Below are 21564 nucleotides of genomic sequence, written 5' to 3' on the forward strand. Positions count from 1 at the left end.
ATGATCTTTCGGTACTGCATCGTTGCCACCGCAGGACCTGGGTCCTCGCGGATTGACCAATCCCGCCCGCCACCCCGGCGAGACGGGTCGAACAGGTAAGAAAAGGCAAGAAGAAGATGGAAAAGGCCTTCAGGATCTCCGAAGAACTCGCCAATTTCGGCAAGGGAAACGTCGAGGCGTTCGTGGCCTCCGGACAGGTCTGGAGCGCCGGGGTGCAGGCACTTGCCCAGGATCTTGCCAGCACCACGCAGGCACATCTCGATGAAGGCGTGGCCACTGTGAAGGCGTTCGCCGCGGCGAAGTCGGTGAAGCAGTTGTTTGACCTGCAGACCGCGTACGCCCGCAGCACCATGGAAAAGGCGCTCGCCGAGACCACCCGCTTCACCACGGCGTCAACCAAGCTCGCCACCGACGCGCTGGCGCCGCTCGGTGATCGCGTGAAGGCGGCCGGCCAGGCTTTCAACACCGCCGCGTGAGTCGTCCCGCCTTATCAAGGGCCGTGCCGCGACGCGACGGCCGCAACCGTCGCAGTCACGGCACGAGGGCGTTTCCAGCTTGACCAGGAACTCTGCTTCCTGGTGCTGGCGAGCAATTGCATCGGTGGGCCGCACAGGTCGGGCCGATATTGCTCCAGAGCATTTTTTTCGACGCGTTTTCGCGTAGAATTCAAAGATGCTCTTACCGGATGACGCCGCCGGCGCGGCTGGGTCACCCGCCTGAACCAGCCCATCACGGTATTTGATCGTATGCGCCTGCCCGGCGTTGCCGGAGCAGCAGCATGCGACCCGCAGATCGCACGTCGCCGACCTTGGCACCGCCCCATCGCAGCCGCCGCGCGGCTGCCGGACGCATCGGCAGGGGGTGCCACAACGAGGGGAACGGAACGTTGAAGAACCTGCTTGCTTTCATACCTTTCCTGGCATTCCTGCAGGTGCTGCCCGCCTATGCCGGACAGCATCCCCAGCACCCCATGCACAAGGGCACGCCGCCCCCGCCCAAGGCTGCCGCCAGCCAGATCGGCACGGCATCGTGGTATGGCCGCTCGCATGCCGGGCGGCTGACCGCCAATGGCGAACGCTTCAACCCCAGGGCGATGACCTGCGCGCACCGCACCCTGCCGCTGGGATCGGTCGTCGCGGTCACCAACGTCGCCACCGGCACCCAGGTGACCTGCCGGATCAACGATCGCGGCCCCTATATCAAGGGGCGCATCCTCGACCTGAGCGAACGGGCGGCGACCCGGCTCGGCGTGGGCGACAAGGGGCTCATGCGCGTGCGCATCGACCTGGTGAGCCGCAGCAGCTCCGACGCGGAAAGCTGACCGCCCCCCGCCCCGGTCAGTCGGCGCCTGCCCCCGGCCGCCGCAGCCCCACGGGGCGCACCGCCGCCGAGATCTTCGCGGCGAGCACCTTGTCGATGCGGTGCCCGTCCATGTCCATCACCTCGAAGTGCCAGCCCAGCGTCTCCACCACATCGCCCGCCTGCGGCACGCGCCCCATCGCCTGCAGCACCAGCCCGGCCACCGTCTGGTAGGCCCGCGGCTCCGGCAGTTGCAGGCCGACCAGATCGGCCGCCTCGTCCGCAGGCATCGAGCCCGACAGCAGCCAGGAGCCATCGTTGCGCTGCACTGCCGGGGGTTCGCCCATCCCTTCGGCATCGGCACGGAAGGCCCCGACGATCGTTTCGGTCAGGTCGGTCGGCGTGACCACGCCCTCGAAATTGCCGTACTCGTCATGCACCAGCGCCATCGGCACCTCGGCGTCGCGCAGCACCGCCAGCACATCGAGCGCATCAGCGCCATCCGGCACCACCGGCGCCGTTCGCACCAGCGCGCGGATGTCGAGCTGGCCGTCGCGCAGCAGGGCGGCCAGCACGTCGCGCGTGCGCACCACGCCCACGATGACGTCGGGCGCGCCTTCGCCGACCGGCAGCAGCGTGTGCCGGGTCGCCAGCGTGATCTCTTTCAGCGACGCAAGATCCGCCCGTGCGTCCAGCCAGTCCACCTCGCCACGCGGCGTCATCACGCCACGCACCGGCCGGTCACCGAGCCGCAACACGCCGGTGATCATGCGCCGCTCCGCCGGCTCGATGGCGCCGTGGCGCTGTGCCTCGGCCACCAGGACACGGACATCCTCCTCGGTGACGCGCTGATCCGGTTCCTCGGCCAGCCCGATCAGGCGGAACACCAGGTCGGTCGAATTGTCGAGCAGCCACGCCACCGGTGCCGCCACCCGCGAGAGGATCGCCATCGCCGGCGCCATCGCGCAGGCCAGCCCCTCGGCATTGCGCAAGGCGAGCCGCTTGGGCACCAGCTCGCCGACAACGATGGAGAGATAGGTCACCGCCACCACCACCAGCGCGAAGCCGAGCGGCTCGGCCACGGCCGGCGGCAGGCCGGTGGCGGCGAACCAGACCGCCAGCCGCGCGCCGAAGGTCGAGCCCGAGAAGGCCCCCGCCAGCACGCCAACCAGGGTGATGCCGATCTGCACGGTCGAGAGGAAACGGCCGGGATCCTCGGCCAGCGCCAGCGCCGCCTTCGCGCCGGGCCGCGCCGCCTCGGCCAGCGCCCGCAGCCGCGGCCGCCGGGCGGACACCACCGCCAGTTCGGCCAGGGCGAAGACGCCGTTCAGGACGACGAGAACGAGGATGAGAAGCAGTTCGAGCATGAGCATGGGGAGGCGTGCAGCCGATCCTTCCAGACTGATGTCCCGCCCGTGCATCCGGCGGGCAGGAACGAGGCGTGACGATGCGCCGCACCGGATAGGCGGCGCCTGGGATGTCCGGCGTTGCTTTAACAGATCACCGCGACGATGGGGCATGGCCGATCTGGCCAGCCACGCCACGCGGCCCGGGAAGCGTCCTTGCGGGGCAAGCCCTATCCACCGTCACCGGCGCCCCCAGCCAAGAGTAGGACACATTCTCAAAAATAACTATTTTTCAACAGAACATCGCGTAGAAATCGAAATTGACGATGGGCGGTCCCGCTGCCGGCAGGGGGACGGTACAATTCGTTCCCCGGCCGAGCGTAGTGCTTGCAACCACCATCGATAACGTTCATGAAGAGTTTACGGGAGCCCCTTACCGCTCCCGTAAGCGACAGGCTTGGCGTTTAGGCCGCCTGTTCAGCCCCGTGTCTCTCACTGACGAGAAAGGCCATGATCATGAGTGACCTGACGGTGCTCGGCTGCGAAGACAGGAACGGCGAGACGGCGACGATCGAAAGCCCTGAGACGCAGGACCGGATCACCGCCGAACGTGCCCCGCCGCAACGCGTGGAGGCCACCACGACAAGCGGCCACCCGACACCGGAAGTGTTGGCTGGCTGGCTGGCCGCCTGACCGGACCGCGCCTCCTGCCCCCGGGCGACTGCCGGACCGGATCTTCATCCGACCGCATGCAGGTCGCCCAACCCCGTCTCATGCTCCCTGCCCCGCGGGCAGGGGACTCATCCGCAGCTTAACGTCGCGCGGCGTCGCGTAGTACGGCGCCGAGGTCACCAACAGGTCGGCGCCCGCGGCTGCGAAGGCCGCGGCGTTGGTTTCGTTGATGCCACCAGCGGCAGCAAGCAGCGGCCGGGGTGAGCACGCCTGGAACGCGGCCGCGAGCCGGGCGACGCTCTCGGGGGTTGCCTTGTCGATCTGCACCACGTCCACCCCGGCCCTGGCCAACGCCAGGGCCTCTGCCTCGGTCTCGGCCTCGGCGCGGAGACAGCGTTCCGGCGCGTGCGCACGCAGGCGCCGGAACACCGCCGCGAGGTCGGTGCCCTCGGCGAGGAAGACGCGGTGATCGGCGAAGACCAGGACGGAATCAGACAGGCCCAGGCGGTGCGGCACCGCGCCCCCGGCCATGATCGCCTTGAGCGCGATCCGCTTGGCGCCCGGCATGTGCTTGCGGGTGCAGGCGACGGCGACCTGCGGCGCGACGGCACGCGCGGCGGCGACGATGGCGGCGGCACGGCTGGCGATGCCCGAGGCCAGTTCGATCAGCACCTGCGCCGTCTTGCCGGCCCGGTGCAGCGCGCCCGCATCGCCGGTGGCCTCCAGCAGCAACGTGCCGCGCGCGACGGCGGTGCCGCTGCGCACATGGCAGACGCTGCGGCAGCCGCACAGATCGAGCAGCCGCGCGGCGTCCTCGACGCAGGCGGCCACCATGTCCGCCGCGGCGGTGAAGCCGGCCCGGCCCGGCCTGGCGGCGATGCCGAGCCCCTCGGTGGTGACGTCGTCGTACGGGACGTCCTCCTGCACCAGGCGGAGAAGCTCGGAATCCGGGATCGGGAAGGACATGGGTGCACTCGTCGCGTTCATCGGCACGGCAACGCACCATAGCCCCGCCGCTGGTTCAAGCGCCGCCGCCACGGGAGAACGGCTCACGCGTCGGTAGGAGCGGCGCCGCAACGGCGCTATATCCACGCCGACCCAGGAGACGTGACCATGCCCCAGGACGGCATTCTCGCCGACATCATCGCCGATGTCGCCGCCACACTCGGGACCGGGCTGGCGGACATCGCCGTCACGCGCGCCGTGGTCGGCCTCTATTTCACCGGCGTGGCGCTCGACACCGGCAGCGCGGGCGTGTGCGTCACACCGGCGAAGACCGCGATCCATGCCACCTGCTGCCCCACCGCCGACGACACCGTCGTGGCCCCGGGCACGCTGCGTGGCCGACGCGCCGTGGACCTGCTCGACGAAATCGCTTCACCGCATCCGCTGCGCCGCGCGCTCGCCATCGCCACGTTGAACGCGCTCGCCGAAACCTGCTGGCAGCGCCGGCCGCATCCGGACGTGCTGCTGCGGCCGGATATGGACGCCTTCGACGCGGCCGCCATCGCACCGGGCGAGCATGTCGTGCTGGTGGGCGCCTTCGTGCCCTTCCTACGCGCGCTCAAGCGCATGCGCCAGGACTACACCGTGCTGGAACTGAGCGCGGACATGCTCAAGCCCGAGGAACTGCCGCATTTCCGGCCCGCCGCTGCGGCCGCCGAGGTGATCCCGCATGGCGACGTGGTGCTGCTGACCGGCAGCACGCTGCTCAACGACACGCTCGAGGATCTGCTGCTGCTGGCGCGCCCTGAGGCACGGGTGGTGGTGGTCGGACCGACCGTGGGACTGATGCCGGAAGCATTCCTGCGTCGCGGCGTGGACATCCTGGGTGGCGTGCGCATCACTGCGCCGGAAACCTTCCTGGACGTGCTGGCCGAGGGCGGCTCGGGCCATCACTTCTTCGGCCGTTCGGCCTCCAGGATGGTCATGCTGCGGCAGTCGCCGAAACAGGCCACGGCACGGGCCGCCTGAAGCGACCGCGGCAAAGACACAGGCGGGTCGGCAAACCGGGCGCCGGCGGAAGGCGGGAAGCCCGGTCCGGGCTGCCGGTCACCTTCACCGACGCAGGCAATGCGCTCGTCACTGCAGGCCGGCGACGGTCGCCCATTGCTTGTCGTGCAAGGCCTGCGCCGTCTCCGGATGCCTGAGTTCCCAGGACGCGGCGGTCAACTGGTCCAGTTCGCGCCTGGAGACAGTGAGGTCGACCGAAGGACCGCAATCCTCCGCGGAAAAGCTGGTGCGCCCGCCTTCCCAGTGCACGCGATAGCTGCCCTGGGCGTCATTCGGCTCGTAGCCATGCACCAGCAGGCTGCCGCGCTCGGCGGCCAGGGTCTGCGGCTCCAGCACGCAGGAAGCGCGGGCGACCTCGTTGCCGGACGGAACACGCGCCCGCACGGGCAGGTCGGCATAGGTGAACCCGTCGGCCTTTGCCTGGGCCGGACGTTCGAAGACGATGATCTGGCCGACGCGGGCGGCGGCCTGGTGCGGCCCGGTCACCGCCTTGCTGGCACCGACCAGCGTGACCGTGGTGGCGAGCATGGTCGCGCAGGCCAGCAGCAAGCTCTCCCCCTTGCTCGGGAGACCTCGGAAGTCCATGGCTTTTTTCCTATGTTGCGATGCAACATAGGTAGGGGCCCAGTGTGAGGGTGCAAGCTTATGGCAGGGGTACTGAATTATCAGGGCTCCTCATGGCATGCATGCACTGGAAGCGGGCCAGGACGCGTCCGGGACCACCGGATCGCGGGGAAGTCACCCGCCGGAACAACGGCATACCGCTGAACCGCGCCCTCCTACGACCGGACCCGGCACCGGCAACCCGGCCGCCGGACGCCGGCGGCGCCCCCGAAGCTGACGAAGACGTGACAGGTGCCCCGGGCGTCGCCGTCAGGCGGGGGGCGGGGTGAGGATCCTGAGCAGGTCGACCGGGAAGGGAAACACGATGGTGGAGTTCTTCTCGATGGCGATTTCGCCGAGCGTGCCGAGATAGCGCAGTTGCATCGCGCCCGGGGTCGCAGACAGCACGCGGGCGGCCTCGGTCAGTTTTTCCGCCGCCTGCTGCTCGCCCTCGGCATTGATGACCTTGGCCCGGCGCAGGCGCTCGGCCTCCGCCTGGCGGCCGATCGCGCGCACCATGCTCTCGTTGAGGTCGACCTGCTTGATCTCCACGCTGGAGACCTTGATGCCCCAGGTCTCGGTCTGCGCGTCCAGGATCTCCTGGATGTCGCTGTTGAGGCGGTCGCGCTCGGCCAGCATCTCGTCGAGCGTGTGCTTGCCGAGCACCGAGCGCAACGTGGTCTGGGCGAGCTGGCTGGTGGCGAGCAGGAAATTCTCCACCTGGATCACCGCGCGGTCGGCGTCGACCACCCGGAAATACAGCACCGCATTGACCTTCACCGCGACGTTGTCGCGCGAGATCACGTCCTGGCTCGGCACGTCGAGCACCACGGTGCGCAGATCGACGCGCACGACCTGCTGCACCAGGGGAATGATGATGATCAGGCCGGGCCCCTTCACCCCGGTGAAGCGGCCGAGCGTGAACATCACCGCCCGTTCGTACTCGCGCAGCACGCGCACCGTCGCCGCCAGGATGGCGACCAGCACCGCGATGACCAGCGGGAACATCAGGACGCCGGGGCCGAAGCTCCCCATCGGATCCTCCTGTGGGCGCGCCGGCGCCCGGTTCAGACCGCCTCGACGAGCAGGCGCAACCCGTCGCGGCCGGTCACCCGGACCTTGCCGCCGACCACCAGCGCCCGCCCCGGGCCGGCATTCGAGCGGGCATTCCAGTATTCGCCCCGCACGCACACCTGGCCTTCGGTGCCGTGCCAGGCGGTGACCTGCCCGGCGGCCCCGATCAGCATCGCATCCCCGCTCACCACCGGCCGCCGCCGCGCCCGCAGCAGCATCGCCAGCACGCCGGCGAACAGCGCCAGACAGGCGAGGGTGGCGCCGAGGATCAGCGCGAGCGGCGGCCGGAAGCCCGGGTCCTCGAACATCATCAGCGAGCCGATCAGGAAGGCCGCGGCACCCCCGATCCCCAGCGCCCCGAAGCTCGGCACCCAGGCTTCGGCGACCATCAGTGCCAGGCCGAACAGCAGCAGGGCGGCGCCGGCATGGTCGATGGGCAGCAGGTTCAGGCCATAGGAGGCGAGCAACAGGCAGATCACGCCGAGCACGCCCGGGGCGAGGATGCCGGGATGGGACAGCTCGAAGGCAATCCCGGCCATCCCGGCCAGCAGCAGCAGATACAGCAGGCCGGGATTGGTGAGGGTGGCGAGCAGGCGGTCACGCCAGTCCGGCGCCACGGGACGGATCACCGCGTCCCGCGTGGCCAGCCGGACCGGCCGGCCCGCCGCCACCACCTCGCGGCCATCGGCGGCAGCGAGCAGGTCCGGCAGCCCGGAGGCGACCAGGTCGACCACATGCTCGCGCAACGCCGCCTCGTAGGACAGGCTGACCGCCTCGCGTACCGCGCGCTCCGCCCAGGCGGCATTGCGCCCGTGCAGCGCGGCGAGCCCGCGGATATAGGCGGCGGCGTCATTGACGGCCTTGAGCCGCCCGGCATCGAGGGGGCGTGCCGGCCCGGGCAGCGGCGCCTCGCCGCCCAGCGGCACCGGCGTCGCGGCCCCGAGATTGGTGCCCGGCGCCATCGCCGCGATGGCACTGGCATAGAGGATATAGGTGCCGGCGCTGGCCGCCCGGGCCCCGGCCGGGGCGACATAACCGATCACCGGCACCGGCGAGGCCAGCATCGCGCGCACGATCTCGCGCATCGCACTGTCCAGGCCACCGGGGGTGTCGAGCCGCAGCACGACCGCCGTCGCATGGTCCTGCACGGCGAGATGCAGGTTGCGCACGACATAGACCGCGGTCGCCGGCCCGATCGCCCCGTCGAGCGCGATCACCGGAACCAGGGGCCGGTCGCCCCGCGCAGCACCACCCGCCCCGAGCAGGACGGCGCCGGCCAGCAGCATCGCCATCCACGCCTGCGCCCGCCGGCGCCGCCCCTGCATGTCCGCGTCCCTCTTCCGCCGCGCCGGCCCGTGACGACCGGCGCGTCACGGTCAGACCGGCTCGACGATCTCGGCCGGCGCCGTCGCCACGGCACGCACGATGTCGGCCCGGCTGACGATGCCGATCACCCGGCCATCGCGCAGCACCGGCACCCGTTTCAGATGGTGCCGGTCGAGCAGATCGGCGATCGCCGGCAGGGACGCCTCCTCGGTCACGGTGACCACGGAGGGCTGCATCAGTTCGCGCACCCGCCGCTGGTCGAGGCGAATGTACTCCAGGAAGTCCGGCGCGAACTCCAGGCCCTCGGCGATGACGTTGAGCCACCAGGCCCGGTGCATCTGCTTCTCGCGACCAAAGGGCCGCATCAGGTCGCCCTCGCTGACGATGCCGAGCAACCGGCCCTCGGCATCCAGAACCGGTGCGGCACTGACGCCACGCCCGGCCAGCTTGCGCGCGGCCTCGGCGACGGTGTCGTCGGGGCCAACGGAGAGCACGTCCCGTGTCATGACACTTGCTGCGTCCATTGCCCACTCCTCCCGGATACGGGCGGGCCGCCGGCGGTTGGAGAGCAATCCGCCTCGCCCTCGCCCTTGGTGTTACTCAGCATAGCGGCAACCGCCTGACCCGCGCCTGATCCTGATCAATCTCACCCGCCGGTCATGGCCGCCCTGTCCGGGCATCAGGGGTCAAGATCACGGTCCCCGGCATGCCGGGGCGAGGGGTGGATATCCCACGCCCAGCGCGACGCCTCGATGCGGGCGTCGCCCGGAGAGAGGCCGATATCGGCCAGCATGCGCGCATCCATGGCGGCGAGCATGCGCCGGGTCCGTATCACCTCGGCCATGTGCAACAGGCGATGCCAGCCGCGCCGCGCGGTCCTTGAGAGCCACGTCCGCAGCGACGGCCGGTCCGGTTGCGTTATCGGGAGAGAAGGTGTAGCGTTACTGATTATGTTCATGAATACTAATAACAGCTCCGACCGCGTTACTCAACACCTGCGTGCCCTGGCGGCCGGTGCGCCGCCGGGCACACGGCTGCCGTCGGTGCGCGAGCTGATGCGGGAATTGCGGGTCAGCCCGGTGACGGTGCAGCAGGCGCTGGAGCGGCTGCGGCGGGAAGGCGTGCTGGAGGCCCGGCCGGGGCAGGGCACCTTCGTGGCGGAAATCCCTGCTCCGGCGGCCGCCCCCGCCGACATGGCGTGGCAGAGCATCGCCCTCGGCCCGGGGCGGGCGGTGGCGGACGGGCTGGCGGCACTGACCGCCCTGGCCCCGTCGCGGGCGCATCTGCTCAATATCGGCTACCTGCCGGAGGACCTGCAGGCGACCGCGCTGCTCGGGACGGCGGCGGCGCGGGCGTTGCGGCGGCCGGGCGTGTGGGGGCGCATGCCACTGGAGGGGCTGGCGGAGCTGCGCGCCTGGTTCGCCGAGGCGACCGGCGGTGCCTATGCCGCGCACGAGGTCACCATCTGCCCAGGCACCCAGCCGGCGAATGCCGCGGCGTTCCGCGCACTGGCCGCCGCGGGCGATGCAGTGCTGGTGGAAAGCCCGACCTATAGCGGCGCGATCGCGGCGGCGCAGATGGCGGGGCTGCGCGTCATCCCGGTGCCGACCGATGCCGAGGGAGTACGCCCGGACCTGCTGGAGGAAGCGTTCCGGCGCAGCGGCGCCCGCCTGTTCTACTGCCAGCCCAACTGCGCCAATCCCACCGGCACCGTGCTCTCAGCCGCACGGCGGCCCGAGGTGCTGGACGTGGTGGTGCGCGCCGGCGCCTTCCTGATCGAGGATGACTGGGCACACGAGTTCTATTTCGACGGCCCGCAGCCGCCGCTGCTGGCCTCGGCCGCACGGGACGGGCACGTGGTCTATGTCCGCTCGCTCACCAAATGCGCTTCCCCCGGCCTGCGCATCGGCGCGGTCTGCGCCCGCGGCGCGGCGCTGGAGCGGCTGCGCATGGCCCGGCTGGTGGACGATTTCTTCGTGCCCGGGATCATGCAGGAAACCGCGCTGCAACTGGTCACCGCACCGGCCTGGCCACGCCACCTGCGCGCCCTGCGCACGTCCCTGCGGGAGAGGCGGGACCTGCTCGCGCAGGCGGTGCGCAGCCGGCTCGGGACCGAAAGCCTGCCCAACGTGCCCCCCGGCGGCCTGCATCTGTGGGTGCAGTTGCCACGCGGCGTGTCGGACCTGGAGGTGGTCCGCGCGGCTGCGCGCCGCGACGTGCTGGTCAGTGCCGGCCGCCACTGGTTTCCCGCCGAACCACCCGGCACCTATCTGCGCCTGAGCTTCGCCGCCGTGGAGGCGGACTGGGTGGGCGAGGCCGTCCAGGTGCTGGCCGAGGCCATTGCCGCGTCAGGCGCCTGAGCCGCTCCGGGGCGCTGCCCATCGGTCCGCTTCGCGGCCCGATCCTGCCAGGAGGCGTTGCCTCCTGGACCTCCACGTCACGCGAAGGCGTGCTGCGCACGACGGGCAAAGCCCTTGGATCCCGGTTCGGGGGGCAGGAGCCTCGGCTCAGGTCCGCAGCATCGGGCAGCCACCGGCCCCGAGCGGGCGTGCCGCCTGTTCGGCCGGCGTGGTCGCGACCCGTTTGTAATAATCCCATGGCCCCCGGCTCTCGGCGGGCGACTTCACCATGAACAGGTGGGCGGGGTGCAGCTTGCGCCCGTCCTCGCGGATATGGCCGGGGCCGAAAGCGTCATCGTCGGTGGGCATCGCCTTCATGCGGGCAACCGTGGCGCTGCCGGAGCGTTTCGCCGCCGCGGCCCCGAGGGCGTGAGCGGCCTTGAGGTAGTGCAGCGCCCCCGCGTAAGAGCCGGCATGTTCCATGTTCGGCCGCCAGTCCGGCCGCATCTTCGGCAGGATACGCCGGGTGAAGTCGCGGGTGCGGTCGTCGAGATCCCAGTAGAAGCTCTCGGTCAGCAACAGCCCCTGCGCCGCCCGCAGGCCAAGGGCGTGGACGTCGCCGATGAAGATCAGCATGGCGGCGATGCGCATGCCGCCGGCACCGGGCCGGGTCAGGCCGAACTCGGCGGCCTGCTTGATGGCGTTGATGGTGTCCGCGCCGGCATTGGCCAGGGCGAGCACCCTGGCGCCGCTGCTCTGTGCCTGCAGCAGGAAGGAAGAGAAATCGGTGGTCTGCGGGAAGGGATAGCGGACCGCCCCCAGCACCCGGCCCTTCGCCGCCTCGATCACGCCGGTGGCGTCGCGCTGCAGGGAATGGCCGAGGGCATAGTCAGCGACCAGGAAGAACCAGCGGTCGTGCCCCGCCTGCACCAGCGCCCCGCCGGTGGAGCGGGCGAGCATGTAGGTATCGAAGGTCCAGTGCACCGTGGTGGGGGCGCAGCGCGGGCCGGTCAGGTCGGTGGTGGCGGCACCGGTCGCGAGGAACACCTTGTCCTTTTCCTGGGCCACCCCGGCGATCGCCAGGCCCACGGCACTGTTCGGCACATCGACGATGGCATCGACATCGTCGCGATCGAACCATTGCCGGGCGATGCCGGCGCCGACATCCGCCTTGTTCTGGTGGTCGGCCTGCAGCACCTCCACGCGCAGGCCGGGCAGGGCGGCCTGCGCCTCCTCGGCGGCCAGCCGCACGCCCGCGACCGCGCCCGGACCGGCGGTGTCGCGAAACGGCCCGGACAGGTCGGTGAGTACGCCGAGGCGCAGCACCGCCGCGTCCTGCCCACGGGCCCGCGACAGAGGCACGGCGGCGGCGAGTGCCCCGCAAAGAGCGCCACGGCGGGGGATGATCATCGAGGGGCCTCTCCTTCTCGCCGGTCAGGTACGACCATGAACCGGTCGTAACGGCTTCGCATTATGCAATCGCCCGGCGCCTGTCACCTCCGCCCGGGCGTGAAGTGCCGGCGCAGCCCGCTCCAGCACGCGAGGTAGTCCTGCTGCAGCCCGGGCAGCGCGGCGGCGTACTGCGTCAACCGTTGCGGGAAGCGGGTCTCGAACATGAAGGCCAGGGTGTCCGCAAGCTTGTGGGGTTTCAGCTCCGCCTCGCTCGCGGCGGCAAAGGCGGCGGCATCGGGGCCGTGGGGCAGCATGCAGTTGTGCAGCGAAAACCCGCCGGGCACGAAGCCATGCGGCTTGGCATCATACTGGCCGAAGACCAGCCCCATGAACTCGCTCATGATGTTCACGTGGTACCAGGGCGGGCGAAACGTGTCCTCGGCCACCATCCAGCGTTCCGGGAAGATCACCAAATCGACGTTCGCGGTACCCGGTATCTCCGAGGGCGCGGTGAGCGTGGTGAAGATCGAGGGATCGGCATGGTCGAACAGCAGCGGCCCCACCGGCGAAAAGCGCCGCAGGTCGTATTTGTAGGGCACGTAGTTGCCATGCCAGGCGACCACGTCGAAGGGGGAATGATCGAGATCGGTGCGCCACAGCGTGCCGCCCCATTTCACCACCAGCCGGCACGGCGTCTCACGGTCCTCGTAGGCGGCGACGGGGGTGAGGAAGTCGCGGGGATTGGCGAGGCAATTGGCGCCGATCGGGCCGCGCTCGGGCAAGGTGAAGGGGCTGCCGTAGGTCTCGCAGAGATAACCGCGCGCCGGCCCGTCCCGGAGTTCCACGCGCAGCTTCACGCCGCGCGGGATGACGACGATCTCGGCGGGCGCGGCATCAATGACGCCGAACTCGGTGACGAAGCGCATCCCGCCCTGCTGCAGCACGAACAGCATCTCGCCGTCGGCGTTGCTGAACGCCTCGTCCTGCATCGAGCGGGTGACCAGGTAGACATGCGCGGCCATGCCGCTCTGCATCGCGGCATCGCCGGCGGTGGTGATGCTGTGCACGCCGTCGATGAAGGACAGCTTCGCCTCGGGGATGGGAATGGGATCCCAGCGCATCGGCGCGATCGGCGGCTCGACCTCGGTGCAGGGCGCGGTGCGCCACCAGCCGGCATCGATCTTCTCGAAGCGGCCCCAGTGCCGCACGCTCGGGCGGATGCGGTACAGCCAGGAACGCTGGTTGGCAGCGCGTGGCGCGGTGAAGGGCGAGCCGCTGAGCTGCTCGGCATAGAGTCCGTAGGCGCAGCGCTGCGGCGAATTGCGGCCGACGGGCAGGGCGCCGGGCAGCGCCTCGGTCTCGAAGCCGTTGCCGAAACCCGAGAGATAGCCGGGCGACGTCGTTGCCTCGGCCTGAGCGCGGGGGCTGGCGAAGCCGGACATGGATGGTGTTCTCCTCCCTGAGCCCCACAAGGTGGCGACCGTTCACGGTCGGCATCCTTGCAGGGATCAGGCGGAGATGCGGTCGCGCCGCCGGATGTCCAGGCCGGCGATGACGGCCCGGTCAGGCGGCCGAGGAATAGCGCCAGACGCTCGCCGGCGGCAGGTTCAGCGGAGTCCAGGCCTCGCGGCGGGCGACCAGCCCGTGGCGGCGCGCCGGCAGCGGCGAGGTCAGGCAATAGCTGTACTGCAGGAACCCGCGCCCCGGCGCCACCGCGGTCATGGCGTCGATGAAGCGGCGCTGCTCCTCAATCGGCAGCATGACCAGCGGCAGGCCGCAGATGACGCTGCCGATCCGCCCCTGCCAGCGGGCCGGCAGCAGCTCCGGCAGGGCCCGCGCATCGCCCTCGATCACCGTGGCCTCGGGAAAGCAGGCGCGCAGGTGGGCGGCCATCTGCGGGTCGATCTCCACCAGGATCAGGCGCTCCGGCGCCAGGCCCGCCGCCAGCATGGCACGGGCCACCACGCCGGTGCCGGCGCCGAGTTCGAGCACCGCCTTGCCCGGCGCCGGCCAGGCGAGGCGGGCGATATGGCGGCACAGCGTCTCCGAGGACGGCACGATGGAGGCGGTGCGCAACGGATGCGCGAGCCACCGGCGCAGGAACAAGGCCGGACGGGCAACGGCCGTGGGCTGGGCCGGAGGCTCGTCGATGCCGGGCGTGGAGAACTCAACCCGCGCAAGCACGCTCTGCACGCCGTCCGTCATCATCCGTCATCGCTCCTGTCACTGCGCCCGCGGCCACCAGGGCCGCGTATCGCGCGTCGCAGGCGGCGTTTACGCGACCCACCATGTCTCTTCGGTGACGGTCCGATGCAGGCTGCGTGACATCTGTCGGTCGGGGTCGCGTCGGAATGGTTTCATGCCGGGCGGGGAAGCGAGGCCGGCCCCATCTTCCTGCCCGTGCCTTTGGATCGGCACCATCCTGCCCCCCCAGGCCGGACCGGCCATCGCGATGATGTCATGACCGGCGCCGACCCGGGCGGTCTCAGGCGACCTTCGGTTTGAGGATGGGCGCCTGGACCGGATAGTAAAGGGACACGGTATAGCGGTAGCGATCCAGGCTGATCCTTTCCCGGAACAGGCGCAACGACTCGGCCCCCTCCGGCACGCCGGCGAAGCTGAAGAACATCGTCTCCTGCTGGCCCAGCTTGCGGGCCATGTCCGCCAGGAAAGCCTTGCCCGCGATAGAGAGCGGCAGGCGCACCACCCACTGGCCGACATCCATCACGCAGGTTTCGTCGGTGAACTCGACATGCGAGGCACCGACCTTGACCGCCCAGTCCAGCGGCTTGTCGACCGCGGCGGGAAGGTCCGCCCCCAGCACCGCCGGCCAGATCAGCACCGGCGGCTTCTTGGTGCGTTCCGGCACCTGCAGTTCCAGCCGGCATCTGCGGCCGGCCACCTTCAGGTCCAGATTGCGCCCGAACACCGCGCGACGCGGCTTGACGGCCTGGGCATAGCCACCCGCCGCCTCCAGCACCGCGGTATTGGGAAGCCGGTCCTGCAGCAGCGCCGTCAGCCAGGCTTCGACCATCCAGAGCGCCGCGTGCTCGCCCGCGTTCGCCACCAGTTCAAGCGCGGGGGCCCGTTCAAGCCGGAAATGCTCCTGTGCCGTCCGCGGATCGACAGAGGCACCGCTCAGCTTTTCGCTCAGTTCGCTGCGGACGGTTTCGCGGGCCTCGGGGGCGAACAGGCTGCCCACGTAGCGCAGCAACAGATTGCCCCAGGTCTCGTTGGAAAGCAGGAATGTCCTGATGGCGTTCTGGTATTTTTCCTCGGCAGCGGCGGCCATTTCCATGCCGCGGGCCATGGTCGCCAACTGCTTCTGGAAGTCGTCGAGGGGGAAATCCGCAGCGGACGCCGCGACCACGTAGCGCTCTGCCTCGCTGCGTTCCTGGATGGCCAGAGCGCAAGGCTTGAGGAACGTCTGCTGGAGTTCCGCGGTGATTTCAGTCGCACGCGCAGAGGCGAACTCTAGCCAGTCTCGGTCACACTGGAGAAAACTCGGGGACGTCAGTACCTGGCGAGTCACGCCGGCCGCCTCTCATAAATGGTTGACGATAGTTATATATCGCAAAACCGCTGATGTTTTGCTTGTGTTCTACTGTTAGGCGATTCGAATGGCGTAGGTCAATTTTCTTTTTGGTTCGTTTATGAACAAGCGGCCACGCGTTTTCATTCCCGATCCCGCGCGCGCAGCGGCGTGACCCCGGGCCAACCTTGCAGGAGGGGGCGGATCAGGCGGCGGCTTCGAGACGGTGCACGCTGCCGGGGGGGACGGCGATGCTGAAGGCATCGGCATAGGGGATGCCGCGCCGGGCCGCGAGCAGGGCCCGGATGACCCCGGCATGGGTCACGGCCACCACGCAGGCGCCGGGATGGCGGCGTGCCATGTCGGCGGCAAAGGCCAGGGCACGGGTGGCGAGATCGGTGAAGGATTCACCGCCGGGCGGGGAGAGGGTGACGAAGCCGGCACACCAGCGGTCGAGCTCCGGGCGCGGCAGATCGTCCCAGCTTTGGCCTTCCCAGGCGCCGAAATCGAGTTCGTGCAGCCGCGGATCGATGCCGACCGGACCGCCCAGCCGGTCCGCGAGCCGGCGGCAACGTTGCGCGGGGCTGGCCTGGAGCACCCAGGGACCGGGCGGGAGGGCGGCGCGCACCGCTTCGGCATCGGCCGGGAAGCTGTCGGCCAGCGCGACCTCGGTGCGGCCGTAGCACAGGCCCTGCACGCCCGCGACCGCGGTATGGCGCACCAGGATAAGTTTCATGGGGCCAGTCTCATGCCTGCGCCAGCACGGCGAGCAGCATTCCGATCTCGCCCAGTTGCTGCAGGGCGCCCAGGCAATCCCCGGTGTAGCCGCCGAGGCGATGGCGGAACCACAGGAAGCACAGCCCCCAGATGCCGGCCACCACCACCAGTCCGGCCAGCCGGGCAGGGGGCGGCAGGAGCAGCAAGGGCATCAGGGCGGTGATGGCAACGCCGATCAGCCGCGCCCCGGGATGGCCCACGATCGGGCGGGCGCGGCTGGCGTCGGTGCGCGCATAGGGCAGCACCACCATCATCGCCACCGCGGCGCCGCGGCTGAGCGCATGCGCGGCGATGACCGCGGCGGGCAGCAGTGCCGGCGGCAAGGCGGCCATGGCCTGCCATTTCAGCCCGAGCAGCATCACCAGCCCGATCGCCCCGAAGGCGCCGATGCGGGAATCGCGCATGATCTCCAGCACGCGGTCCCGCGTCGTGCCGCCGCCGAAGCCGTCGCAGACATCGGCGAAGCCATCCTCGTGCAGCGCGCCGGTCAGCAGCAGCCCCGCGGCCAGGGCCAGGCCAACCGCCACGCCGGGCGGGAACAGCGTCGCCGACACCGCCCAGACGCCGGCGACCGCCGCCCCCACCGCCGCGCCGACCAGGGGCCAGTAGGCGCTGGCGCGGCGCTGGTCCTCGGGAACCAGCTCCGGCAGCGAGGGCAGCGGCACCCGGGTGAAGAACATCGCCGCCGCCCAGACGGCGCGCGCCTCGCGGACCAGCAGCGTCATGGCTGCGGCGCCACGCCCGTCCGTTCGCTGACCCCGGCGGCCTCGAAGGTCGCCATCTCCTCCAGGAAGCCGGCGGCGGCGCGCACCAGCGGCCAGGCCAGGGCCGCGCCGGTGCCTTCGCCCAGGCGCAGGCCCAGATCGAGCAGCGGGCGCCCACCGAGGGCCTCGACGGCGAGGCGATGCGGGCCGTCGCCCGAGACATGGGCGAACACGGCGTAGTCGAGCATGGCCGGCGCGAGCCGGGCGGCGACGAGGGCGGCCGAGGTGGCGATGATGCCGTCCACCAGCACCAGCATGCGCCGCGATGCTGCCGCCAGCATGGCGCCGGCCATCATGGCGATCTCGCAACCGCCGAAGGCGGCGAGCGCTTCCAGCGGGTCGCGCACGCCGGGGTGGCGGGCCTGCACCCGCGCCAGGATCTCGCGCTTGCGGGCGTGTCCGGCCGGGTCGTGCCCGGCGCCGATGCCGACGCAGTCGGCAAGCGGGATATCGAGCAGGGCGCTGGTGATCAGCGCGGCGGCCGAGGAATTCCCGATGCCCATCTCGCCCGGCAGGATGGCGTTGCAGCCCCGGGCGGCGAGGTCGGCCACCACCTGTCCGCCGCGGTCGAGGCAGAGCGCGACCTCGTCCGGCGTGAGCGCGGTCTCCTGCAGGGCGTTGCGGGTGCCATGGCGGACCTTGAGGTCGATCAGGTCGGGATGGGGCGGCAGGTCGACGGCGACGCCGGCGTCGATCACCTTCACCGGCAGGCCGGCGAGGCGGGCGAACACGTTGATGCCGGCGCCGCCCGCGAGGAAGTTGGCCACCATTTGCGGCGTCACTTCCGGCGGAAAAGGGCTGACGCCGTCGCGGGCGAAGCCGTGGTCGCCGGCGAAGACCAGCACCGCCGGCGCGGTCAGCACCGGCCGTGTGGTGCCCTGCATCAACCCGAGCCGCAGCGCGAGGTCTTCGAGCCGGCCCAATGAGCCGGGTGGCTTGGTCTTGGCGTCGATGCGGGCCTGCAGGGCGGTGGTGAGATCGTGGGCAAGCGGCGGGATCGCGGGGGCCTGCCAGGACGCGGGATGGCTCATGGAGGTGTCACTTCGGGGAAAAAGGGGATCCAAGGGCCTTTGGCCCTTGGTGGAGGTGCAGGAGGCAAAGCCTCCTGCCGGGGCCGGGGCAGCGCCCCGGGCGTTCAGATCCCAAGGTATCGCCGCACCGGATCAAGGTTGACGTGTGCGGCGACGTGTTCGGCCATGGCGGCGTAGAGCGCGCGGCGCTGTTCCGCCCAAGGAACGGCATGTGGTTTGTAGTCTGTGAACCCCGCGGCCGTGGCAAGGCGGGCGCGGGAGCGGGGGGATTCGAACCAGCCGTGCAGGTAGGTGCCCCAGACCCGCCCAGCCTGTGTCCCTTCCGGGCGTGGGGTTCCGTCGTTCCACACCTGGTGCAGGGGCGTGCAGGGCCCGGTGGCGATGGTTTCGCCCATGTGGATTTCGTAGGCGGACCAGCGGTCACCGTCGCATTCGGCTTCGGTCGCGCGCAGGGTCTTGGCGGCGTGGAAGGTGGTGGCCACCGGCAGCAGGCCGAGCCCGGCTTCGTCGCCGGCATCCCCGGCCACGCCCGTGGGATCGTGCAGCCATTCCCCCAGCATCTGGTAGCCGCCGCACAGCCCGACCACGAGCGTGCCGGCGGCGGCGGCGTCGCGGATCACCCGGTCCAGGCCGCGGGCGCGCAGCCAGCGCAGGTCGGCGATGGTGTTCTTCGAGCCCGGCAGCACGATGGCGCGGGCGCGGGCCAGCACGTCGGCGTCCTCGGTCCAGCGCACGCGCACGCCGGCATCGTCCCACCAGGGCTGGCAGTCGGTGAGGTTGGAAGCGTGCGGGGTGCGCACCCAGGCCAGGGTGTCGCCCTGTCCGCGATCCTGGTCGGCGGCGGAGAAGCCGTCCTCCTCCTCGGGCTGCAGGTCGCGGCGCAGCGGCACGGTGCCGAGCACGGGGAAGCCGGGCGCGTAGGGGGCGAGCCAGGATTGCGGGTCTGGAAAGAGCGACGCGTCGCCACGGAAGCGGTTGACGATGGCGCCGAGGCAGCGGGCGCGATCCGCCTCGTCCAGCAGGGCCCAGGTGCCGGCGAGCTGGGCGAAGATGCCGCCGCGGTCGATGTCGCCCACCAGCAGCCAGCGTCCGTCCAGGTGGCGGACCGGCCGCAGGTTGGCGATGTCGCGGGCCATCAGGTTCAGTTCCACCGGACTGCCGGCGCCTTCCATCACCAGCACGTCGCAGCGTGACCGCCAGGTTTCCAACGTGTCGGCGACGACCTGCCAGAGCCGCTCGGCGCGGCCGTAATAATCGCGGGCGGCGCAATGGCCCTCGGCGCGGCCGAGCACGATCACCTGCGATCCCATGCCGCCGGAAGGCTTGAGCAGCACCGGGTTCATCTCCACCGTCGGCAGCAGGCCGCAGGCCTCGGCCTGCACCGCCTGGGCGCGTGCCATCTCGCCGCCGTCGAGGGTGACCCAGGCGTTGTTGGACATGTTCTGCGCCTTGAATGGCGCGACGCGCACGCCTTCGCGGCGCAGCCAGGCGCACAGCGCCGCGGTCATCCAGCTTTTGCCGGCACCCGATCCGGTGCCGAGCACGCCAAGCGCCTTCATGGGACCTCTCTGACAGGGGGATCGTCGGGCATGCATGGCGTCCTGCAGGCGTGCCGGGTGGGCTGCACCGCGGCCGATCCGATACGGCGAGTGCCGCCTGCGGGTCTTTCTCCCGCCGCGTCCGGTTCATCCCGCCCGGGCGCACGCGCGCATTCTCGACGCCGGCCGGTTTCCTGGCTCGCAGGTCCTCGCCGGTGTCCGCCTTCTCACCCCGGTGGCGAGGCAATGGCTCGTTGGACCCGGCTCGCTGCCAACAGTTGCGGGAGCAGCCGCGCCCCGGACTGCCATTGCGGCCCGGGCGCGTTCCCGTTTCAGCCCTTGCGGGCACCGGCGCCTGCCCCAGGTGTTAGGCCCGATCGCCCCGGCACGCAACCGGTCCAACCGCGCGGCGATTGCGCGGGCGTATCGGCATGGCGCGAAGCGGCCCGGCAATCAGGACATTGGAATGTCCTGGTCAGGGAAGCTATGAGACAGGGTGAAGCAGGATTTCAACGGACGATGACCATGATGCTGCGGCGTGGTGTGGTGGCGGGCCTGATCGGCGGTGCGGCAGCGCTCGGGGCCGTGCCCCTGTTGACGAGCTCGCCGGCGCCAGCGCCGGCCCCGGCGGCCCCGCCGCCGCCTGCCCCGGTGCCGCAGCCGGTGGCGCTGACCACGCCGGTGCTGCAGCCGGCGGTGTTGCCGCCGACAGTACCGGCCCGTCCGGCCACGCTGCTGCCGCCCTGGCGCCGCTATGCCATCTCCCCCGCCGCCGCCGAGGGGAAACCGGTGATCAGCATCGTCATCGACGACCTCGGGGCGACGCGCCTGACGGAGCGCACGGTGGCGCTGCCGGGGCCGCTGACGCTGGCCTGGTTCCCGTTCGCGCCGCGCCTGCCCGAGCAGGTGGCCGCCGCCGCCGCCCGGGGCCACGAGGCGCTGCTGCACATGCCGATGCAGTCCTTCTCCAACAGCACCAGCCAGACCGGGCCCGATCCGCTGCGCATCGACCTGCGCCCGGAAGTGAACCTGGCGCGGCTGCGCACGGCGATCGCGGCGGTGCCGGAGGCGGTGGGGCTGAACAACCACATGGGCAGCGTGGCGACGCGCGACCCCGCCCTGATGTCACTGGTGGCGGCCGAGACCCACCGGCAGGGCATGCTGTTCCTTGACAGCGTGGTGATCCCGCACAGCCAGGGCCTGCCCTGCGCGCTGCAGGCCGGCGTGCCGGCCGCGGGCAACGACATCTTCCTCGACCCGGTGAAGGGCACCTATTCGGTGATGGAGCAGCTCGCGCGGGTGGAGCACATCGCGCGGCATCGCGGCTACGCCATCGCCATCGGCCATCCGCATCCGAAGACCCTGGACGGGCTGGCGGCCTGGCTGCCCGGCGTGGCCGCCAAGGGGTTCGTGCTGTGGCCGGTCTCGGCGTCCGTGGCGTTCCGCAACCGGATCGACCTCTCGACCCTGGGCTCCGCCTGACCCCCCTGCGCCGCGGCCCCCGACGCGGCCGCGGCGGCCCCTGGCTGGCGAGCCCGATCAAATCAAAGACCAGCATCGAAGCAGCAACGGGAAGTAGCACCGCGAACGGAACACCTGTGCTCCGCTCACGAGGAATATGTGCGTTTTGTCACGTGAATCGTGATGCGAAAACAGGAACCAATCCTGCTTACCCCAGCTACTTTCTGCCAAAACCGCGGCACTAGCGAAAATTCCGCGCGGCCGCCTTGCGGGCAGCCACGGACTGGCCCGGTGCCGATCATGGCGCTGAAACCCTATAAGTTGACCTTCGAGTTTGACCGTTTCTCTCTGCTGGCCCGCCGAGCTGCCGTCTCGCCCTCCGGTCCAGGATCAGAAA

At 70.6% G+C, this 21564-nt stretch carries 21 protein-coding genes and 1 riboswitch; of the genes, 6 read left to right on the forward strand and 15 right to left on the reverse strand.

Annotated features, from left to right (window positions below; genetic code table 11):
• Nucleotides 1-116: 116 nt before the first annotated feature.
• Both NBY65_RS10065 and NBY65_RS10070 read left to right on the forward strand, forming a co-directional pair.
• Nucleotides 117-476: a phasin family protein gene (locus tag NBY65_RS10065; RefSeq protein ID WP_150042354.1), complete on the forward strand. Its 360-nt coding sequence runs from the start codon at nt 117-119 to the stop codon at nt 474-476.
• Nucleotides 477-886: 410 nt separating this feature from the next.
• Nucleotides 887-1321 carry a septal ring lytic transglycosylase RlpA family protein gene (locus NBY65_RS10070; protein WP_203330567.1) on the forward strand — a complete coding sequence of 145 codons (435 nt, stop codon included), beginning with the start codon at nt 887-889 and terminating at the stop codon, nt 1319-1321.
• Nucleotides 1322-1337: 16 nt separating this feature from the next.
• On the opposite strand, the gene NBY65_RS10075 is transcribed toward NBY65_RS10070, so the two are convergent.
• Entirely contained in the window at nt 1338-2672 is a 1335-nt protein-coding gene (locus tag NBY65_RS10075; protein ID WP_150042356.1) for a hemolysin family protein, read from the reverse strand.
• Nucleotides 2673-3155: 483 nt separating this feature from the next.
• Here NBY65_RS10075 and NBY65_RS10080 point away from each other — a divergent pair, with 483 nt between their 5' ends.
• Nucleotides 3156-3338 (forward strand): hypothetical protein, encoded by a 183-nt coding sequence (locus NBY65_RS10080; RefSeq protein ID WP_150042357.1) that lies wholly within the window; start codon nt 3156-3158, stop codon nt 3336-3338.
• A 78-nt stretch (nt 3339-3416) separates the two neighbouring features.
• On the opposite strand, the gene modD is transcribed toward NBY65_RS10080, so the two are convergent.
• Entirely contained in the window at nt 3417-4283 is an 867-nt protein-coding gene (gene modD, locus NBY65_RS10085) for a ModD protein (protein ID WP_150042358.1), read from the reverse strand.
• 147 nt (nt 4284-4430) lie between these two features.
• Between modD and NBY65_RS10090 the strand changes: the two genes are divergently transcribed.
• On the forward strand, nt 4431-5291 hold the full coding sequence (locus NBY65_RS10090; RefSeq protein WP_150042359.1) for a DUF364 domain-containing protein: 861 nt from the start codon (nt 4431-4433) through the stop codon (nt 5289-5291).
• Nucleotides 5292-5399: 108 nt separating this feature from the next.
• On the opposite strand, the gene NBY65_RS10095 is transcribed toward NBY65_RS10090, so the two are convergent.
• The 5 genes from NBY65_RS10095 to NBY65_RS10115 form a co-directional block, all read right to left on the reverse strand.
• Nucleotides 5400-5915, reverse strand: a complete 516-nt coding sequence (locus NBY65_RS10095; RefSeq protein WP_150042360.1) for a hypothetical protein — start codon at nt 5913-5915, stop codon at nt 5400-5402.
• Nucleotides 5916-6203: 288 nt separating this feature from the next.
• The gene (locus NBY65_RS10100) at nt 6204-6968 is read right to left on the reverse strand and encodes a slipin family protein (protein WP_150042361.1); all 765 of its coding nucleotides are present in this window, start codon (nt 6966-6968) and stop codon (nt 6204-6206) included.
• Between the two features lie 32 nt (nt 6969-7000).
• On the reverse strand, nt 7001-8332 hold the full coding sequence (locus NBY65_RS10105) for an NfeD family protein (protein WP_150042362.1): 1332 nt from the start codon (nt 8330-8332) through the stop codon (nt 7001-7003).
• A gap of 51 nt (nt 8333-8383) precedes the next feature.
• On the reverse strand, nt 8384-8857 hold the full coding sequence (locus NBY65_RS10110; protein WP_150042363.1) for a CBS domain-containing protein: 474 nt from the start codon (nt 8855-8857) through the stop codon (nt 8384-8386).
• A 155-nt stretch (nt 8858-9012) separates the two neighbouring features.
• On the reverse strand, nt 9013-9177 hold the full coding sequence (locus NBY65_RS10115) for a DUF1127 domain-containing protein (protein WP_203330568.1): 165 nt from the start codon (nt 9175-9177) through the stop codon (nt 9013-9015).
• Between the two features lie 112 nt (nt 9178-9289).
• On the opposite strand from NBY65_RS10115, the gene NBY65_RS10120 reads away from it, so the two are divergent.
• Complete coding sequence (locus NBY65_RS10120; protein ID WP_150042365.1) at nt 9290-10693, forward strand: aminotransferase-like domain-containing protein; 1404 nt, start codon at nt 9290-9292, stop codon at nt 10691-10693.
• 147 nt (nt 10694-10840) lie between these two features.
• Here the strand turns inward: NBY65_RS10120 and NBY65_RS10125 are convergent, their stop codons facing one another.
• The 8 genes from NBY65_RS10125 to NBY65_RS10160 form a co-directional block, all read right to left on the reverse strand.
• Nucleotides 10841-12082: an ABC transporter substrate-binding protein gene (locus NBY65_RS10125; RefSeq protein ID WP_150042366.1), complete on the reverse strand. Its 1242-nt coding sequence runs from the start codon at nt 12080-12082 to the stop codon at nt 10841-10843.
• A gap of 83 nt (nt 12083-12165) precedes the next feature.
• Complete coding sequence (hmgA, locus tag NBY65_RS10130; RefSeq protein ID WP_150042367.1) at nt 12166-13506, reverse strand: homogentisate 1,2-dioxygenase; 1341 nt, start codon at nt 13504-13506, stop codon at nt 12166-12168.
• 121 nt (nt 13507-13627) lie between these two features.
• Nucleotides 13628-14272 carry a class I SAM-dependent methyltransferase gene (locus tag NBY65_RS10135; protein ID WP_239002891.1) on the reverse strand — a complete coding sequence of 215 codons (645 nt, stop codon included), beginning with the start codon at nt 14270-14272 and terminating at the stop codon, nt 13628-13630.
• Nucleotides 14273-14549: 277 nt separating this feature from the next.
• The gene (locus NBY65_RS10140; RefSeq protein ID WP_150042368.1) at nt 14550-15596 is read right to left on the reverse strand and encodes a hypothetical protein; all 1047 of its coding nucleotides are present in this window, start codon (nt 15594-15596) and stop codon (nt 14550-14552) included.
• Between the two features lie 205 nt (nt 15597-15801).
• Nucleotides 15802-16332, reverse strand: a complete 531-nt coding sequence (gene cobC, locus NBY65_RS10145; protein ID WP_150042369.1) for an alpha-ribazole phosphatase family protein — start codon at nt 16330-16332, stop codon at nt 15802-15804.
• A 10-nt stretch (nt 16333-16342) separates the two neighbouring features.
• Nucleotides 16343-17098 (reverse strand): adenosylcobinamide-GDP ribazoletransferase, encoded by a 756-nt coding sequence (locus NBY65_RS10150; protein WP_203330569.1) that lies wholly within the window; start codon nt 17096-17098, stop codon nt 16343-16345.
• Nucleotides 17095-18168: a nicotinate-nucleotide--dimethylbenzimidazole phosphoribosyltransferase gene (gene cobT / locus NBY65_RS10155; protein WP_150042370.1), complete on the reverse strand. Its 1074-nt coding sequence runs from the start codon at nt 18166-18168 to the stop codon at nt 17095-17097. The genes NBY65_RS10150 and cobT overlap by 4 nt, the downstream gene beginning before the upstream one ends.
• 104 nt (nt 18169-18272) lie before the next feature.
• Nucleotides 18273-19727, reverse strand: coding sequence for a cobyric acid synthase (locus NBY65_RS10160; protein ID WP_250265654.1), 1455 nt, complete (start codon nt 19725-19727; stop codon nt 18273-18275).
• Between the two features lie 146 nt (nt 19728-19873).
• Nucleotides 19874-20074: riboswitch (cobalamin riboswitch) on the reverse strand.
• Nucleotides 20075-20225: 151 nt separating this feature from the next.
• On the opposite strand from NBY65_RS10160, the gene NBY65_RS10165 reads away from it, so the two are divergent.
• Entirely contained in the window at nt 20226-21188 is a 963-nt protein-coding gene (locus NBY65_RS10165; RefSeq protein WP_150042372.1) for a divergent polysaccharide deacetylase family protein, read from the forward strand.
• The last annotated feature ends 376 nt before the right edge of the window (nt 21189-21564 follow it).

It is taken from the genome of Rhodovastum atsumiense (genome assembly GCF_937425535.1).
Taxonomy (GTDB): domain Bacteria; phylum Pseudomonadota; class Alphaproteobacteria; order Acetobacterales; family Acetobacteraceae; genus Rhodovastum; species Rhodovastum atsumiense.